Origin of the sequence: Paenibacillus sp. NEAU-GSW1 (assembly GCF_009737085.1) — a bacterium.
GTDB lineage: Bacteria > Bacillota > Bacilli > Paenibacillales > Paenibacillaceae > Pristimantibacillus.
The window spans coordinates 124,370-142,496 of the sequence record NZ_WOVL01000003.1; the positions used below are offsets into that span (position 1 = coordinate 124,370).

The window sequence follows — 18,127 nt, forward strand, 5'->3', positions numbered from 1 at the left end:
CTTCACTCCTCTTGATGTACAATGCAACGAATGGTAACTAGAAGCCCGCCTAACTCCGATGCTTCAAATTCCAGTCCTGAACCTTCATGAAAAATATTCTTTACCCTTTGATGCGTATTCCATATCCCGTATCCCGATTCTTCCGACAACGGCTGTTTCATCTTGGCGCCCAGCTTCTCCAATTGCATGTTGTTCATTCCAATTCCTGCATCTTCAACCCGAAGCAAGAAGCCTCCCGGAATAAAGGTTCCGGTTATTCGAATCATGCCGCCGTCCTCTTTAGGAGCGACTCCATGGATAATCGCATTCTCCACAAGAGGCTGAATCAACAGTCTTGGTATTTGAAATGGGAGCAAACCATCATCGATTTGAATTTCGTATTGGAACCGCTTCGCCCGCATGGATTGAATCGTTAAGTAGTTTCGTACAAGCTGCAGCTCTTCTTCCAGCGTTGCCATAGGATTCTCCAGTCTTGTCGTATAGCGATAATACTCTCCGAGGTTCAATGCCATTGCGACCACCTCTTCCTCAGCACCTAGCTTTGCCATATTCTTAATGTAGAATAGACAATTATATAGGAAATGCGGATTGATCTGCGATTGCAGCTGCTTGAGTTCCGCTTCCTTGGTGCGCAGCTTTTCTTCATAAACGGTTTCAATTAATTCCTGGATCCGATTGGCCATACTGTTAAACCCCGTAAATACAGCTTCAAATTCATCTTTCCGATTCGAATCCAATCGGGAAGCATATTTGCCTGTACGAATGTCTTTTATTTTTAACATGAGTTGATTAATCGGAGTCTGTACTTGTCGGTATGCGAGCAGCGCGATCATAATACCCAAGAGCAGCAAGGTCACCGTACCTAATATAAAAAAATTCCGGCTCTCTTGAATAGGCATAACGACTTCGGATAACGGAATGTAATCGATTAAGTACCAGCCTAGGCTTTCGGTCTTTACAGTGCTTACAAGTATAGGCTGCTTATCACTTTCGATAATACGGCTGCCTAGAACAGGCTCTTGCTCTCTCCAGCTTTGTTCAAGGTAAGGCTGAGCCTCATCGCCCGCCCCAATGAAACCGAATGAAGAGTGATACAATAGGGTCGTACGCTTGGGGTCCTGCGTGTAGTTGTCAATCATATTTCGAATATACGTATCGGGAAATCGAGCCTCAATTAAATATTGACCGCCTATGCGATCCGTATAGAAGTAACCGGAGCTCTGCCCATTTTCTTTTTTATATCGCCATACTCGTTCTCCCTGCTCTTCTGCCAGCGATCCAACAGGTTCGTCATAACTCACTCCTGCTTTTGTCGATATGACTTCTTTTCTCGATAAAGAATAGATTGAAATATCAATAGGCCAGTTGGTAGATGCGCTTTGCAGCTTAATTTTCTGAAGAACATCTAACCTAAGCTTATTCGCATCAAATAAATCTTCCGATATGGATGAATTCAAATATTGCCTTATCGTGGGATCCTCTTCTAGTTCCAACACATTGACCGCCAGCTGATCTACCTGATTTTCTACTTGAGACATGAAGAAGAGCAATTGGTTATAATAGGATGTGCGAATGTCCTGTTCGATGACTTGAACGCTTACCCGATGGGAGTTGCCGTTCAAGGTAATAATAATTCCTTGGAAAATGACAAGCAATGCTACAAATTTTATAAATAGTGTTAGCTTTAGTTTCCATTTGAATATAGTTAGCTGCATGAGATTCACCCTCGAATACATACGTGATAATGCTATCATACTTAATCATTCAATAAATAAAAATAAGCACGACATGAATTACATACTGGAAATCGATATTTTGTAAAAAAAATCGCACAAAAGTTAAATTCGAGTTATAGTGATCCTTGATCTGTAAGTATTAAATCCTGCACATATAAAGGCAACACGCCTACGACTGGCCTCGCTCCCTCTCCTTTCTCTAATTCCCCATAATAATATTGGGTAACAGAATAATAGTGAAAAAATACACTATTGGGAGTTTACAATCCATGGACAACAATCAACGGATATCCCCGTCTGGGCTACCCGAGCAGCCATCATCATTCTGGCTCACTTCGACTGAACAGCCGTCATTCGAGCCGCTGTCGTCCGACGTTGATATCGACGTATGCGTCGTCGGCGGCGGCATTACCGGCATTAACGCTCGCTTATTGGCTTGCTGGGACTGTCCGTGCCACGGTTCCCGATTCTCGTATAAGGACGACGTGCTCGAAGGACCGGCTAAAAAAACATTAAGACCCATAAGGAGTAAAAATAAAAGGAGCGTACAGCAGCGGTAGCCCGCAGCTTGTACGCTCCTTGAATAACTTGTACATCCAAGTCGTCAAAAAAAGATAAACTCAACTCATAGCAGCTCTGCACCTCGATAACCCATTTTGCGATAGCCCTTCACTCTTTTCTTGTACATGCTCATCAAAACAGGAACTTGGAGATCAACGTAGTCAAAAATTTTGACCTCCTCTTTGTTGATATGGGCGCGGTGCAGCCTGCCAGCATATTGCTGCAAAGTCCCCGACCAAGAAATCGGGTGAACCAGAAACAAGGTGTCCAATCTAGGATCATCGAAGCCCTCGCCAATAAGCTTCCCGGTCGCAATGAAAATTCGTTCTTCATCATTCGGAATGCTCGCCATTTTCTCGCGGATTGCCTCCCTTTGCTTCTTCCCCATTCCTCCGCGCAGAACAATTACATTTTTCGCAAAACCCTTCAATCTTTGCTCAAAATATTCAGCATGCACCGTGCGCTCGACTAGCAACAAAGGTGACCTGCCGTCATCCAAACATTTAAGCAAATCATCAAAAATCATCGTATTTCGTTCCTCATCCGCTACAAGACTCTGGTACACATTTTGAATATCAGAAGATGTAGTGCCGGCAGGCATTCGAAACATCGTATATCGAGGAATAACCGTTAGAGTAAAGCCTCTAACGTTGCCTAGCATCTTCGTATCGATTCTCATTCGAATGGGACCAAGCTGCATCGCTACAATCGCCTCTTGGCCATCTTGTCGTTTCGGTGTCGCAGTAAGCCCGAATATAAATTTCGCTTTAGCTTGCTTAAGCACCTGCTCAAAGCTGAACGCTGAGACATGATGGCACTCATCCACAATAATTTGTCCATAATCACTTACATACTCTTTAATCATGCCCTTATAATTCAAGCTTTGTACGATGGCTATATCAACTATCCCCGTACGGTTATCTTTGCCGCCCCCGACTGTTCCAATCGATCCTTTTGGCATGTCTAAAAATGTTTGAAACCGCTCTTTCCACTGCTCCATTAGTTCTCTGCGATGAACAAGAATAAGGGTGTTTACCTTTCGATTTGCAACAATACTTGCTGCCACTACTGTTTTTCCAAATCCTGTGGCCGCCGATAGAACTCCAGTATCGTGCACTAGAATCGAGCGAGCTGCAGTGTCCTGTAATGTCGTTAGTTGCCCAACAAACTTAGCTTGGATAGAACGACCCGCAAAACGATTATCTTCAAGTTGAATAGATGAATGATTCTTTTGAATAAAATCAGTAACCGAACTTAGACATCCCCTTGGCAACACGATATATTGCGAAAGGATCTCTGCGCAAGAAATCACTCTCGGCTTTCCGTAAGTGGAAAGACGCATTGCTTGTGTTTTATAAAAGTCCGGATTCGAGAAGGACGCCATTCTCATAATGCGATGGATTACGATAGGCGTAAGATCCTTCTTCTCGATATATAGCCTGTCCGACAAGATGACCGAAATATTCTGCGGTAAGGAGTCTGGTATTTGTTCAGAATCCGCTATAATGCTTGACTCCCATGGCTGTTGATCTTCTTCATCACTAGTGTGCAAGAAATTCGCACTATATTGATCTGCAGAGCGATTTTCTTGAATGAAACGCATTACATCCTTTTCGGACATTTTCCCAAGTTCATAGAGAAAACGCCATTGATCCTCATAAGGTACAAGGGACTCATCCACGAAGGTGCTATTTCCATTTTTACGTGGTCCACCTTGGAGCGGCAGGGCAATAAGATTACCAAATCCCCCCTTGGGAAGGGTGTCCTGATTAGGAAATAATCGATCATAGGAATCCAGAGTAAGTTGATATCTTTGCCTCATCGTTAAAGATAATAATAGAGTGCCTAATTGCCTTGCCAAACAGGCAGCAATCGGATCCATGAAGAAAATCCATATATGACCTCCATTCCCTGACCGGGAACGTTCTAAGGCCGCTGGGATATTATGATGCTTACACACCTGCATAACAGCAAGAGCATCATCTTTCCAATTCTTCTTGTCAAAATCCATAGCCAAAAACCAGCAAGTTTCATCCTCTAACATCGGATATATTCCAATCGTTCGATCCTCGCGTGCATCCAGGTGTCTGGATAACACATCATCCGTTATTGGAAGGAAGCGCTGATGGGTACATACTGAGCATTTTACTTTTGGCTTCTGACAGACGGCTGTCCATTCATTGCCGCAAACCGGTGAATAACCTGACTTGCCATTCTTCCCGTTCCAGCGAATAGGATAGACGTCCTCTCGACCGCGAAAATAACTTTTATACAACGCCAGTTTCGCTTCCACGTTAGAGAGACGATGAACTGTGGAAGGAGTAGATTCTTGCACGGGCAGGATAACTTCAACATTTGCATCGCCGTCTTCTTGACTTCCCTGAATTACCCAATTAGTCTCCAGCGAAATCTTCCTTATATGGTGCCTAAGGGAATTGATCTCCTGTTTGAGTTTTTCTATTTCCGCCAAAGCCTCTTCATACTTTTGCTGTATGTTTTCCACGTTTACGCTCCCTAACGAATAAAACAAATATTCATTATATTTGTGCACCTTATATTTAATATTATAGACTCATGAAAGCAAAAATCCACAACCTCATGCGGTTGCGGATTTACATGGTGGAGGCGAGCCGTGGCTGTGCAAAACCACAATTCGCCGGAGTGTGATGTTAATATCGTTTTAAGAAACTGCTTAGTTCTTAAATTCTAAAATCCCTCTTTCAAACATATATTCCTCCATTACTTCACATGCAGGAGTATAAAAAGATAATCAACTTACATTTATGATGGCAACTTTTCAAAAGAATAAATGGGCTAGTTTAACAGCATCCAAAGATGTACATAATAGGTGTAATTGAGTATAATAAAAATAAGATGAATCCATTGATTTAATTGGGTTTTCACGTGTAAAAGGCGGTGTAAAAATGACTTATATATTTGCATATGAGCACTTCGATACTTCGGAAGACAGATTAGTCTTTCATCCGAATATCAATCCCTTTGATTATGAAATACAACAACTCATCCTAGAGGCAGAGAGAAATATAGGGGCATTAGCAAGACTCGGTTTAAAAAGCCATCCCTTAACGCCTACTATCTTACGTAACTCTATGGTTAGAACAGCACACTTTACTACCAAAATTGAGCAGAATAAACTGGAGTTCAAAGAGGTAGTACAACTTTATCAGAATTACAAAAAGAATCCACTGACCATTAAACAAAAAGCACAAATCGAAGTTAAAAACGTCTTTGAGACTTATGAGTATATTTATAGCTTAGATCCAAACAAAGATTTTTCCGACATGGATGAACCTGTACTAAAAAAAATACAATATACTTTAATGAACGACTTAACCGGTTATCCAGTAGGATATAGAAATATTCCGGTAGCTCTTCAAGATGGTGATGGGCATGTCAGTTACCAACCTCCAGCATTTAATGAAGTTCCGCGCCTCATGCGGGCTTACTTTTCTTGGCTTTACACTAGTGTAACCGGATATACAAACCCATATGAGACGACAAATGCCAATCTTGATAAAAAGCTCCATCCCCTCATCATTTCTGGAATTACTCATCATTTAATAGGTTACATCCATCCTTTTCCCGATGGTAATGGAAGAACAGCTAGGGCATTTTCTACTTTGGTTGGTTTAATACACAACGACCTTGCCACAATAAAGGATGCATTTAGTGTAGAAGAATTCTTTGATAAAAGAATCGAAGATTATTATGATACACTCATGGCTGCGACTCAAGGTAACCTAAAACCATTCATTGTTTTTTATCTAGAGTGCGTCAATGCATCACTTACCAAGGTTCTCAAAGAACTGCAACGTTACGATAGAATAAAACATATTCGCGAATTGCTAGGTAGAGGGCATGCAAAAACAATGTTCGAATTGATTAGCAGAATGGATGACGAAGAGATATTTCATAGACAATTGTTTGACAATACTCTAGAAGCTTCTTCCTCAAGTATTGCCAAGAATATTACAAAACTTAAGGACTTAGGTGTTATCAAGTCAGGAAACGGTCGCGGAGAATATATCGTCTGTATAGTGGATTAACCGAAATGAACCCCTGTCCATGTTAAATAAAAATAGCACCGTATAAACAGCTCTTAGGCTGTATACACGGTGCTTTTGTTGGAATGATTTTACGATAACAGTTACTTTTGATAAGCCTCTAATGCTCTGCGAACCTCTGCCGGCGTATCCATATCCAGGATTCGTTCGGCAAGCGCCTGACAATCACTGCGGGTTAAATGGATAATTTGGCGCTTAATCTTTTGAGTGGCGGATGGAGACATGCTCCATTCATGCAGCCCCAAGCCCATTAATAACGGCGCTGCCAATGGATCTCCGGCCATGCTTCCGCACATGCCTGTCCATTTGCCATGTCGGTCGGATGCGTCAATTACTTGTTTGATGAGCCGAATGACTGCCGGGTGGAAGTAATCGTACAGATATGAGACCTTCTCGTTCATTCGGTCCACGGCAAGCGTGTATTGAACCAAGTCATTCGTGCCGATGCTGAAGAAATCGACTTCCTTGGCGAAACGGTCGGCTTGAAGCGCCGCGGACGGAATTTCGATCATAATGCCGACTTCTATCTTATCCGCCATCAGGACGGCCTCAGAACGAAGCTGCTCCCGGACCTCTTCGAAAATCCCCTTTGCTTTTCTCCACTCTTCAAGCCCCGAAATCATCGGAAACATCACTTTGAGATTGCCGTAAGCGCTGGCCCGCAGAATAGCCCGCAGCTGAGTGACCAGCAGATTCGGACGATCGAGACATAATCGAATCGCGCGATAGCCTAGAAAAGGGTTCAGCTCATGAGGAAGCTCCAAATAAGGCAGCTCTTTATCGCCACCGATATCGAGCGTCCGAATAATGACGGGACGTCCCTGCATCGCTTCCGCCACAGATTTATAAGCTTGAAATTGCGTTTCTTCGTCCGGCATACTGCTGCGGCTCATGAACAAAAACTCCGTACGGTACAAACCGACTGCTTCCGCTCCTGTGTCCAGCAGGCCGATTGCCTCTTCGGGCGTTCCAATATTCGCTGCGATTTCGACCTTAAAGCCATCTGCAGTGACCGCTGCTTTATCCGCATAGGCTAGCAATTGTTGGCGGGATTCTTCTTGAAGACGCATCTTCTCCCGCACATCCTCAATCGTCTCGATATCGGGGTTTACGATACAAATGCCGGTTGCCCCATCAATCGCGAGCAAATCGCCGTCCTTAATTTGTTCAATGCTGCTTCCTGCTCCCAGAATAGCCGCTATGCCCAATGAGTTCGCCAAGATCGCCGTATGCGAGGTTTTGCCGCCAATTCGGGTAACAAAACCAAGTATGAACTGCTTATCCAATTGAACGGTATCGGAGGGGGACAGATCGTCTGCGACGATAATGACTTCTTCCTGAATATCGGATAATTGGCTTCCCTGCCGTCCCCGTACATACGAGAGCAGCCTGCTGCCCACATCCCGAACATCCGCAGCCCGTTCCCGCATATATTCACTCGCCATGCTTTCGAATAGGCCAGCCGTCTGTAACGTCACCATACGGACTGCCGTTTCCGCCGTCCACTTTTCGTTATGAATCAATTTCTCCATGGGCGGAAAAAAAGAAGGATCATTCAGCATACTGACCTGGCCTTTGAGAATAACAGCCTTCTCTTCTCCGAGAATATCATTCGCCCGTGCAACTAAAGCGTCCAAATCGGCTAAACATAGCGTTTTGGCGGTATGAAGCAGGCCCGCTTCCTTGTCCGGATCATCGGTTTTGAGATCTTTGACATCCTCCAGACGCACAGGCGAATAGACAAACGCTTTTCCTATTTTAATGCCTTCTGAAACCCCTAAGCCTTGAATGTTCAACTCCCGGGCCTCCTCTCCGTTTTCACGCTGTTGTTAAACCTCTCCAAATCCGCCTTCAACCAGCTGCACAAGCGATTCCAACGCTTTCTCTTCATCAGGGCCATCGACAGAAATCTCAATGACGCTTCCTTGCGCAAGTCCCAGCGTCATGAGTCCCAAAATGCTTTTGCCGTCTACTTTCACTCCTTGATCTTTAAGCAAAATGTTTACTTGTGATTGAAACTTTGCCGCCTGCTCCGTAAACAATTGTGCTGGCCGTATATGAAAGCCCGTCGTATTACGAATAGTTACTTCTGTAGTTAACATATTTTTCTCCATTTCCTTCTTCTATATCGTTTGCAGCAAGCCGATCAATTCCTCTGAATCCTGAACGGCGAACAGTTTATTGCGGAATTCCTCATCAATTAATTTGCGCGATATTGCAATCAGAATTTGCAGATGCTCGTTACCTGCCGCTGCTTCCGGTACCGCGATCATAAAGGCAACGGATACGGGCTCTCCATCAAGCGAATCCCAGTCTGTCGGCTTCGCCAGCTTCGCAAAGGCTAAGCCGGGCTTGCTGACTCCGGCGGATTTGCCATGCGGGATAGCTACTCCAAAGCCAATTCCGGTAGAACCCGTCTTCTCGCGGTTCATAACGGCTTCAAGATAGGCAGACTTATCGGTAACGCATCCGGATTGCGCCAGAGCGTCCACCATTGCTTGCATGCATTCCGATTTGTCCGTAATATCCAAAGGAATTAAGATCGATTGTTTGTCCAGCAGTGTACTTACGTTCATATTAAACCCCTCCTGCTACTTCTTGTTTCACCGGTTTTTTCAAAATACTTACCATCAAGGCTGTAACGACGGTTCCGATTAGAATGGCTAGAGCGTACAAGCCCAAATGGGATACTGCGTTCGGAATCGGCAGTACGAAAATGCCGCCATGAGGCGCTCGCAGTGTTGCTCCAAACAGCATGGATAGCGCTCCCGTAACAGCCGAGCCGACCATTAGGGACGGAATGACACGGAACGGATCGCCAGCGGCAAAAGGAATCGCTCCCTCCGTAATAAAGGAAATCCCAAGCACGGCTGCGGATTTGCCGCCATCCTTCTCATCTTGCGTGAACTTTTTAGGTGCCAGCATCGTTGCGAGCCATAATCCGAGCGGAGGCGTCATTCCCGCTGCCATCACCGCTGCCATTGGGCCAAATACATCACTAGCCAGAAGCCCTACCGCAAAGGTATAAGCCGCTTTGTTGACCGGACCGCCCATATCGAAGGCCATCATTGCGCCAAGCAGCAATCCTAATAGAATAGCATTTGTAGAACCAAGCGACTTTAGCCACTCCGTCAAGCTGTCCATAATAAATTTAACGGGTTCCCCGATAACAAATACCATCAACAAGCCTGTAACCGCCGTTGCAATTAACGGAATCAATAAGATCGGCTTCAAGCCTTCCAGGTTTTTAGGCAGTTTAATGGAATGCTTCAACCATTTCGACAAGTAACCTGCCAAAAAGCCTGCCGCGATACCGCCGATAAAGCCCGCGCCGATTTGGGAAGCCAGCATCCCTCCAACCAATCCCGGAGCAAGTCCAGGCTTCTCGGCAATAGAGAACGAGATAAAACCGGAAAGAACGGGAACCATAAGTGCAAAAGCGGCGCCTCCGCCAATACTCATCAATGCTGCTGCCAGCGTTCCTTCTTCTTTAAAGGCCTCGATTCCGAAAATGAAGGAAAGAGCAATCAGCAATCCACCCGCCACAACGAGCGGCAGCATCGCCGAAACGCCGGTCATCAGATGCTTGTAAGCGCCTGTTCGCGAAGAGCTGCGTTCCGCTTTAGATTTATCTACTTGCTTAAGATAATCATTAGGTTCAGAAGCCTGCATATTTAACGCTTGTTCAATTAATCCTTTTGGATCTTTGATCGCTTGGGCAACACGGACCTTTACAACCGGCTTTCCTGCAAAACGGGATTCCAGCACATCCGTATCGGCCGCAAGGATGACAGCATGCGCTTCAGCGATTTCCTGTTCCGTGATCTCATTTTCAACGCCAACCGCGCCGCGGGTTTCGACCTTCAGCTCGATTTGTTTCTCTTTTGCCGCTTTCACAAGTGATTCCGCAGCCATGTACGTATGCGCAACGCCCGTAGGACAAGCTGTTACAGCGATAATTTTCTTCATTGTTTTCTCCTCCTGATGTTTAATCCTTGATCGGTAACCGGAAAAGATCGACAAGTTCCAGCTTGTCCTGTACCTCGCCGAGCGTGCAAACCTCAGTTCCTGACTTCGAAGCGGTAATCGTCCCTGCTGCCGACGTCCATCTTGCTACATCCTGGAAGGACTTGTTATGCAAGAAGCTGTAGGCCATTGCCGCTACCATGGAATCCCCTGCACCAACCGTACTCAAAGGGGTAATGGGAAACGGCTTGGCGCGAATTGCCTCCTTCTCGCTGACAAGAATAGAGCCTTCGCCTCCCATAGACACCATGACATAAGCAATTCCTTTACGAATCAGCGTTTGCGCTGCGGATACGATTTGCTCATCGGTCGACAACGCGGAGCCGAGCAACGCTTCCAATTCATGAATGTTCGGCTTAAGGGCATAAGGTACAGCCTCAATGCCTTGTGCAAGCGCCTGCCCGTCCGCGTCCAGGATGGTACGTACGCCCGAACGTTTGGCCAATTCAATCAGCCGTCGGTAGAAATCAACAGGCGTCCCTGGCGGCAAGCTTCCTCCCAGGACGACGAACGATGCTTCGCCAAGGCTCTGTTCGAAGCGCTGGATAAATTGCTCGAGATGCGTTTCGCTTGGCGAGAAGCCGGCCTCGTTCAATTCCGTCGTTCGCTTGGTCCTTTCGTCGACGACCTTAAGGTTAGTGCGCGTTTCCCCTTCCGCTTCGATAAAATGGCTAGGAATTCCGCGCTCTCGAAGCTTCTCCAGGATCACTTTTCCTTCATGGCCGGCCTGCAACCCCCAAGCCATGACAGGTACCGAGAAACGCTGCAGCACTTTCGCGACATTAATGCCTTTGCCGCCCGCGTCCGTCCGTACCGTCTTAATGCGGTTCAACTCGCCAAACGCAAAATCTTCCACCGTTACGGTTTTGTCCAGTGCGGGATTTAAGGTTACCGTATGGATGGTCTTCATTGTTCCGTTCTCCTTACTATCGTTACGTTTATTCCTTCTGATTCCATCTCTCTAATTGCTTGCTCGGCTATCGCGTCATCGACAATGCAATGATGAACGTCTGACAACTCGGCCACTTTGGCGAACGTAATCTTCCCGAATTTGCTGTGATCCGTTACTAACAGCACTTGTTTCGCGGATTTGATCATTCGCCGTTTCGTTTCCGCCTCTAACAGATTCGGTGTCGTCAGCCCGACTTCCGGATCGATGCCGTTAATGGCTAAGAACAGTTTATCGACCCGGATGGAATCGATCGCCCGATCCGCAATCGGGCCCACCATCGCCTGCGTTTCGAACCGCAAGGTGCCGCCGGTAAGAATCAAATCAAGATGCTTCATTTGCTTCAGTTCCTGCGCAGCCATGTTCGAGTTGGTGACGACAGTTAATTTCCGAAAATTTTTCAAGTGCTTGACCATGCAATACGTCGTTGTTCCCGAGTCGAGAAAAATCGTGTCCCCTTCTTCAATAAAGGACATCGCTTTCAGTGCTACCGCTTCCTTCTGGACGCGGTAGCGGTCTTCTTTCTCCACAAAGGAGGGCTCAGCCGTATCCGGTTGAATCAACACCGCGCCTCCATGGGTTCTGCGGAGCAGCTTAGCTTCTTCCAACTCCCTCAAATCCCTGCGCACGGTCGATTCCGATACCTCGAAAAGCTCCGCAAGCTCGGGCACTAACGCTCTGCCATGGCTCTGTATATAATCGATGATCTTCTGCTTCCGTTCTTCCTCAAACAGCATGCTTCTAACCTCTTTTCGTAATGCTCACTTGAAATAATTATCATCATTATTTGCTCATATGTGATCGTTTGTTCTTGTTTATGATTATATGCGCTCATTTGGTGATTGTAAAGCGTTTTCATTTGGGATTTTATTCATACATGCGTTTCCGATAGCATCACCATAATATTCGTGTTCATGCAACCACGGAAGAGGAGTGAAGGTTTGATGGATGTACCAGGCGTTACAGAAGGAACGAATGAAACAAATACTTCATAGATCATGACTTCAAGCAAATATCAGATAAACAACAAACCCAGTCCTCATGCGGACTGGGTTCTCATGGCGGAGGCGAACCTCGGCTGTAAAAAACCGCAATTCGCTGCTCGTTATTAATTGCAACAAGCTCCTACTTTGAATTTATGGCTGCCTCGGCGAGCTCAAGCCATCGCAAATCAGCCTCCAGATGAAGAAGACTGCCTTCAAGAAGCAACAACATGGCGGCTTCTTTTGTCTCGTTTAGCGTTGTTTTGACGCGTGTCATTTGCAAAATCGACTGCATCGTCTTCGCTTTCTGGCCGTTAATCATAGCTGAAATGTCCTGATAATTGATTTTCTGGGCGCAGAGCAATTTAAAGTAAAACTCGTCCTTAAACAAAGAACGTTCAACAGGTTGAAGCAGCCAATCTAGAAGCTCTTTTTTGCCCTCCTCCAAGATCATATACTGCTTACGATCCTGATCTTCACCTTCCAGAGGCTCGACAAATTTATCTCTGACAAGACGGTCGATGGTCGTATAGATTTGTCCTGTGTTGAGAGGCCATTGCTTATGCACCATCTGTTCGAATTCGGTCTTGATCTCATATCCATGCCGCGGCTTTTGATATAAGAACCCGAGTATTGCATGTTTGACTGACATAGAAACCTCCGATCAGCTATTCGTAACGCAATGCCTCCGACAAGGGAACGCGTGAAGCTAAAGCAGCAGGCAACCAAGCAGATCCTAATGAAACGACAATTCCAAAACCGGTGACAAGTCCGATTTGTCCCCATGAAATCTGGAAAGATAATGGCATCCCCGCAATCACATTCCCTTCAGCCATGGAATACGAGAAAGATAGCCCCAGTATAATGCCAACAATCGCTGAGGTCACTCCGATGATGAACCCCTCCCCTAGTACGATCTTGCGAATTTGCCATCTCGTACTCGCAATTGCGCGCATGGTCCCGATTTCTCGCGTACGTTCAAAAACATTCATCATCAGCGTATTTAGCACACCAACGCTTGATATAATAACAATCAATCCCAAGAGCACATTCATCATCGCAAAGGGAATAAGCAGATCCTCCCTCCGGTTTTGCATATAATCATCGAGGGATCTAAAGCCGGATAGTCGTTCCTTGAACAGTTCTTCCATACGTTCCAATAAAACTTGCGAGGAAACACCAGATTGGGCAAGTACATCCAGACGGGTACTGTTTTTAACGCCAAATTCACTGCCGATCCGATCCTCCGATACGAAAACAACATCGCCGTTATCGCGAATCGAATAAACGACAGCGACCACTTTCAATGTATGTACTCCGTTTGGCGTATTAAATGTAATCATATCCCCGATATTCTTGCCCCAGCCCTTATATACGGCATGTCCTAATGCTACTGTATGCGGTTCTTTCAATTTCTCAATAATAGAATGGATCGTTTCGTCTTTCGATGTAAACGTAGGGATGGATTCATTGGATGGCTCCTGCACCCCGCTCATCAACAGTTTACGCGATCCTTTCTCGTCTTTCCATACGACAGAGGTTTCTTTATTCAGAGTTGCACCGGCAACGCCCTCGACTTCTCGGGCCCTCCGCAGATCTTCCGCAGTAATTGGAGTTGTTGTGTTGACGATCAAATCTCCTCCTACCATGGATCTTGCAGATTTCTCTACACTCTGTTCCATTGCAATGCGAATAGAACCAATCGCTAATAAGAAGGCCAATCCTATACATACAATACCGGCAGTTATAGAGGTTCGACGAAGCTGCCGTCTAATGCCAGTAGCTGCAACCGTCCCCTCAAATTGAAAAAACAAACGCAATACGGGAGATAAAAGGAACTGCATACCTTGCATGATCAATGGAAATAGCAGCAGTATACCTGCAAAAAGAGGCAGCACGCGCTGCGCATCGGACATCCATAGGCCAATTGCCGAGAGGATCACGCCTGCCGCAACAGCAATCCAACCGAACTTAGAATCTCGCTCCTGAACCGTTTGGCGAAGATTGAAAGCCACGCTAGTTCGTACCGCATCGATTAGCGGAATTAAAGCTGCCAACATCGTACAGCCAACCCCCGCAGCGATAGACAGAAGAATGGCTTTCCACGAAATAGACATTCCAGGTCGGGCAGCTTCTTGAATATCGTTCAACATTTCCATGAATCCATAGGTCATGCCAAATGATAAGCCTATTCCCAATACCAGCCCAGCAAATGTACCGAGAAAAGCGAGCAGTGCGATTTCTTGCAAGAGAATCCATGCAATTTGTCCTGTTGTGCAACCCAACGTCTTCATTACGGCAAATTCCCTTCGCCGTTCGGACACACTCACATACAGTGAGCTGAATAAAATTGCAGCGCTCATAAGCAGACCAAGTATGCTTAACATGTACAACGCCGAATAGATATCGTCAAGTCCATACATTAAGTCGTTTTCACTCATAAGAATCGGATCCAAATACGTATGGGGATAAGCCTTTAATAGGGATTCTAGCTGTACCGTTGCTTCGGGCCTATGGCCATCGGAGATATTAATCTGAATCTCGCGCACTTGACCGTTTAGACCTGACCACTCTTGAAGCAGCTCTAAAGGGACGGCAACATGCCAGCGGCTGACAAGCGAGCTTTTCCATCCAGAAGGTGTACTCAACACGTCGTTAGCAGAAACGATGGCTGATACAGCAATCGTATGCAGGGCTCCCCCTATTTCAAAAGTTGCTTGATTACCGACTGATACTCCCCAAAGCTTTGCCGCATTGGAGGTTAGTACTAAGCCTTTGTCCTGCAGATTGCCTTCTACGACCCGCCAGTCGAGAATTTTGCTATCATAGCTGCTGTAACCGTGCAGCACCGCCTTGGCATTCTGTTCCGGATCGTTAGGTTGAGCCGGAATTGACGTTATTTCAAGCTTAGCCGGCTGAATCAAGTGGGCTAATGAAGCACTTACATACGGGGTCTTCTCGACTTCGGCTAATACGGTATCCGAGAATGTAAACTCTGTGCCCTTGATGCGCATGTTTGCCTTCTCATTGAATGAATTTAGAAATTGCTCTACCGTTTGCTTGGTCATATCTACCGTACTCGTGACGGCCAAAGTGGAAGCTACTCCAATCGAAATCGCTAAGAAAGTAAAAAATGTTCGAAGCTTTCTACGTGTTAAGTTTCTCCACGAGATCCGCCATGAGTTCATCGCGCACCACCTCCGTTCGACTGACTTCCTGAACAATTCGCCCATCCTGTACCGTTATAATACGATCAGCAAATCCAGCAGCGAACATATCATGAGTGACTACAACGATTGTCAGCCCCTCTTCACGGTGAAGCTTAGAAAGAAGCTGCAAAACCTCCTGGCCTCTTTGCCGATCCAAATTGCCGGTCGGCTCATCGGCTAGCACTACACGCGGCTTCATAGATAGCGCCCTTGCAATGGCTACCCGTTGCTGCTGACCGCCACTCAGTTTGGCCGGGAACATTCCTGCCTGAGCTGTCAGGCCAACGACCTCAAGCAAGCGGGCTACACGAGTGCTCGTTTCCATTTTGGATGCGCGTTCCGCATATAGCGGAAAAGCCACATTTTCCTCTACAGTTAAGGTTGGCAGCAGCTGATAGTTCTGAAAGACAAATCCGATATTGCGCCTGCGGAATAATGTACGCTCCCTTTCATTCATTGCGGATAAATTAACGTCGTCCAAATGAATTTCGCCGGAGGATGGCCTCTCAAGGCCCCCCAGCAATTGCAATAACGTACTTTTTCCGGAGCCGCTTGGTCCCATGATCGCTACGAACTCGCCCCTTTTCACATGCAAGTCTATACCATGGAGTACCGGCTGTACTTGCCCTTCTGTTTCAAACTGTTTAATTATCCGATCAACACGGATCAAGAGAATCACCCCTCATTAGATATATACCGAGTACTTATATACTGAGTATATAATAAGTGGCGTGATTGTCAACCTTTTTTTACCAAAAAAACCGCATCCTCATTTGGATGCGGTTTTTTCGTTTAAACTCTTGTTCTACGATCGCTTCTATCGCTGCCTCGCCGCTTGAAAGATCGCGCCGCATACGCCTCCCCCATCTGGAGTGACGTATTCGCCGCATTAACGATGGCATCGACTTGCATGCTCGTGATATCGTTTCGAACGATGGTAAAAGGCATAGGACGGTTCACTCCTTTCGGATCGGCTATTCATCAAAAATCCAACGCTTCCCATACTCTTTTATGATCGATTTATTTTCCGGAATCTCTTCTATAACATCACCATAGGCGTCCGTTGTTTCTCTATTTTGAGTATACGGCCCATTTACGCCTCTAAACCATGCGATATGTTCAGAGCCATTGATTACGTAAATAATTTGATAAAACGTAGTGTCATTACCTCGCCTTCCCTTACGACTCTCCATTGTCGCAGTAAAAGGGGTATCCTCCAGCTTCACTTCCGTTATTTTCACAACAGACCCGTTCTTTTGAGCAATCGTATGATAGATTTCTTCCTTATGTAAGCTTTCTCCTTTTGTCCAGCTAGCCCAGAAAAAGAGAATTGCTCCAACAAGAACGACAAGAATAACGACTAAAACTACCTTATTGCCAGACTTCCTCATATACAAGCGAAAATCCCTCCTTACCGTTTCCTATATTACGGCCTATTGGCGAATAAGGTAACTCTTTTATCAGGTCATTAAAACGAAAACCGCCGTAAAAATGGGTGCTTCACCTTACACGGATGACTTTTTCCTAGAATATGATTGTTTGAGACGCTGCCCCTCGGACGTTAACGTAACCTTAAGCTCACGCTTACGATGCGAAGTGTTGCTTTGCAAAACTTTAAGGAGATGTGGTTCAATGGCACAAGGCTCTGCTATGCGCTACAGAGTGAAGCGAACGTATAACAATCACGCCTACCGTTTCATGCAAAAGCTTGGCTGCAAACCGAATGACCGGCTGCACTTTCTACTTATACGCGATGACAAAAAAACGCCTCGCCGCTTTAGCGCTTCCGCCGATGTTCCGGCGATGCCGCTGCATAAACCTTTTCACTCGTTGGAAAGACTCGTTCCCCGAATGACGCTTTTTTCCAAGAAAAACAAGCTGATCAACGCTCTCGTCAAAAACCGGAAAGGGTATGCCGTTTTTATGGAGATCAACGCTCGGGAAACGACAAAAGGCCCGTTCCAAGCAATCCGGGCACAGTTCATCGACGTCGATCTGAATAAAGTAGCTTTCACCGCACAGGCGAAAGAACACATTCAGCAGCATTTAAAAACGATCATGGCCGATCCGTCAGAGCAGTTTCAGTCTATTGAAATTACACAGATCAAAAACGGCCAATATCGCCTTCTGGCGCAGCGAACCGCACAGCGGGTAGCCGCATTAAAGAAGCAGTTTATGAACAAACATCGGAGCAGCCTCAAGGACACCATGATCATTGAAACGAAAAACGGCTTTCACGTTTACTGGGTCATCCAAGGCGGATCTATCGAAAAATTCGTTCCGATCCAAAAAGCGCTTGCCCGTAAATTCAGCTCCGACCCGCTCATCACCAACCTGTCCAGAGTAATGCGCATTCCGGGCTTCTACCATATGAAAAATGCGGATAGCCCTTATTTGGTAAGGGTTAAGCAATGGGGACGTGAGAAGCCGTTTACGCAAGAGGAAATTGTGGAATCCCTCGGTTTAAAGCCAGTGCTGGCGTCAGAAAAAGGACGAAAGCGCAAGGTTCGTGCGCGCCGCCGTTAATGCATGAAAAAGAGGTTTCCCATTAGCCAGCCACTTGGATGACGAATGGGAA

Annotated in this window: 14 protein-coding genes and 1 pseudogene; 3 read left to right on the forward strand and 12 right to left on the reverse strand. The window is 46.0% G+C overall.

Features of this window, described 5'->3' with window-relative positions; translation table 11 throughout:
* Positions 1-2 precede the first annotated feature (2 nt).
* Positions 3-1,655, reverse strand: a complete 1,653-nt coding sequence (locus GOM71_RS02815; protein ID WP_216651697.1) for a sensor histidine kinase — start codon at positions 1,653-1,655, stop codon at positions 3-5.
* Between the two features lie 521 nt (positions 1,656-2,176).
* Between GOM71_RS02815 and GOM71_RS25090 the strand changes: the two are divergent.
* Positions 2,177-2,296, forward strand: a pseudogene (locus tag GOM71_RS25090) (Rieske (2Fe-2S) protein); the annotation flags it as partial.
* A 65-nt stretch (positions 2,297-2,361) separates the two neighbouring features.
* Here the strand turns inward: GOM71_RS25090 and GOM71_RS02825 are convergent.
* A complete protein-coding gene (locus GOM71_RS02825; RefSeq protein WP_367649441.1) occupies positions 2,362-4,800 on the reverse strand; it encodes a TOTE conflict system archaeo-eukaryotic primase domain-containing protein in 2,439 nt (812 codons plus the stop codon).
* A gap of 421 nt (positions 4,801-5,221) precedes the next feature.
* On the opposite strand from GOM71_RS02825, the gene GOM71_RS02830 reads away from it, so the two are divergent.
* Positions 5,222-6,364: a Fic family protein gene (locus tag GOM71_RS02830; protein ID WP_156278244.1), complete on the forward strand. Its 1,143-nt coding sequence runs from the start codon at positions 5,222-5,224 to the stop codon at positions 6,362-6,364.
* A gap of 101 nt (positions 6,365-6,465) precedes the next feature.
* Here the strand turns inward: GOM71_RS02830 and ptsP are convergent, their stop codons facing one another.
* The 10 genes from ptsP to GOM71_RS02880 form a co-directional block, all read right to left on the reverse strand.
* Positions 6,466-8,178, reverse strand: a complete 1,713-nt coding sequence (gene ptsP / locus GOM71_RS02835; protein WP_156278245.1) for a phosphoenolpyruvate--protein phosphotransferase — start codon at positions 8,176-8,178, stop codon at positions 6,466-6,468.
* A 33-nt stretch (positions 8,179-8,211) separates the two neighbouring features.
* A complete protein-coding gene (locus tag GOM71_RS02840) occupies positions 8,212-8,496 on the reverse strand; it encodes an HPr family phosphocarrier protein (RefSeq protein ID WP_367649442.1) in 285 nt (94 codons plus the stop codon).
* Positions 8,497-8,505: 9 nt separating this feature from the next.
* The gene (locus tag GOM71_RS02845; protein WP_156278247.1) at positions 8,506-8,958 is read right to left on the reverse strand and encodes a PTS sugar transporter subunit IIA; all 453 of its coding nucleotides are present in this window, start codon (positions 8,956-8,958) and stop codon (positions 8,506-8,508) included.
* A gap of 1 nt (position 8,959) precedes the next feature.
* Positions 8,960-10,351, reverse strand: coding sequence for a PTS fructose transporter subunit IIC (locus tag GOM71_RS02850; RefSeq protein ID WP_156278248.1), 1,392 nt, complete (start codon positions 10,349-10,351; stop codon positions 8,960-8,962).
* Between the two features lie 19 nt (positions 10,352-10,370).
* Positions 10,371-11,318: a 1-phosphofructokinase gene (gene pfkB, locus GOM71_RS02855; protein WP_156278249.1), complete on the reverse strand. Its 948-nt coding sequence runs from the start codon at positions 11,316-11,318 to the stop codon at positions 10,371-10,373.
* On the reverse strand, positions 11,315-12,094 hold the full coding sequence (locus GOM71_RS02860) for a DeoR/GlpR family DNA-binding transcription regulator (RefSeq protein ID WP_156278250.1): 780 nt from the start codon (positions 12,092-12,094) through the stop codon (positions 11,315-11,317). Before GOM71_RS02860 ends, pfkB begins: the two co-directional genes overlap by 4 nt.
* 388 nt (positions 12,095-12,482) lie before the next feature.
* Positions 12,483-12,992: a PadR family transcriptional regulator gene (locus GOM71_RS02865; RefSeq protein ID WP_156278251.1), complete on the reverse strand. Its 510-nt coding sequence runs from the start codon at positions 12,990-12,992 to the stop codon at positions 12,483-12,485.
* A 16-nt stretch (positions 12,993-13,008) separates the two neighbouring features.
* Positions 13,009-15,573: an FtsX-like permease family protein gene (locus tag GOM71_RS02870; protein ID WP_156278252.1), complete on the reverse strand. Its 2,565-nt coding sequence runs from the start codon at positions 15,571-15,573 to the stop codon at positions 13,009-13,011.
* Positions 15,488-16,219: an ABC transporter ATP-binding protein gene (locus GOM71_RS02875; protein ID WP_156278253.1), complete on the reverse strand. Its 732-nt coding sequence runs from the start codon at positions 16,217-16,219 to the stop codon at positions 15,488-15,490. The genes GOM71_RS02870 and GOM71_RS02875 overlap by 86 nt, the downstream gene beginning before the upstream one ends.
* Before the next feature lie 304 nt (positions 16,220-16,523).
* Positions 16,524-16,946, reverse strand: a complete 423-nt coding sequence (locus tag GOM71_RS02880) for a hypothetical protein (RefSeq protein ID WP_156278254.1) — start codon at positions 16,944-16,946, stop codon at positions 16,524-16,526.
* Positions 16,947-17,181: 235 nt separating this feature from the next.
* Between GOM71_RS02880 and GOM71_RS02885 the strand changes: the two genes are divergently transcribed.
* Positions 17,182-18,075 carry a DNA-primase RepB domain-containing protein gene (locus GOM71_RS02885; protein ID WP_173275116.1) on the forward strand — a complete coding sequence of 298 codons (894 nt, stop codon included), beginning with the start codon at positions 17,182-17,184 and terminating at the stop codon, positions 18,073-18,075.
* Positions 18,076-18,127: the final 52 nt, after the last annotated feature.

Coding starts and splice junctions, on each gene's coding strand:
- GOM71_RS02830 (WP_156278244.1), top strand. CDS start 5,222: ATGACTTATATATTTGCATATGAGCACTTCGATACTTCGGAAGACAGA.
- GOM71_RS02840 (WP_367649442.1), bottom strand. CDS start 8,496: ATGGAGAAAAATATGTTAACTACAGAAGTAACTATTCGTAATACGACG.
- GOM71_RS02845 (WP_156278247.1), bottom strand. CDS start 8,958: ATGAACGTAAGTACACTGCTGGACAAACAATCGATCTTAATTCCTTTG.
- GOM71_RS02850 (WP_156278248.1), bottom strand. CDS start 10,351: ATGAAGAAAATTATCGCTGTAACAGCTTGTCCTACGGGCGTTGCGCAT.
- pfkB (WP_156278249.1), bottom strand. CDS start 11,318: ATGAAGACCATCCATACGGTAACCTTAAATCCCGCACTGGACAAAACC.
- GOM71_RS02860 (WP_156278250.1), bottom strand. CDS start 12,094: ATGCTGTTTGAGGAAGAACGGAAGCAGAAGATCATCGATTATATACAG.
- GOM71_RS02865 (WP_156278251.1), bottom strand. CDS start 12,992: ATGTCAGTCAAACATGCAATACTCGGGTTCTTATATCAAAAGCCGCGG.
- GOM71_RS02870 (WP_156278252.1), bottom strand. CDS start 15,573: ATGGGCGAATTGTTCAGGAAGTCAGTCGAACGGAGGTGGTGCGCGATG.
- GOM71_RS02885 (WP_173275116.1), top strand. CDS start 17,182: ATGGCACAAGGCTCTGCTATGCGCTACAGAGTGAAGCGAACGTATAAC.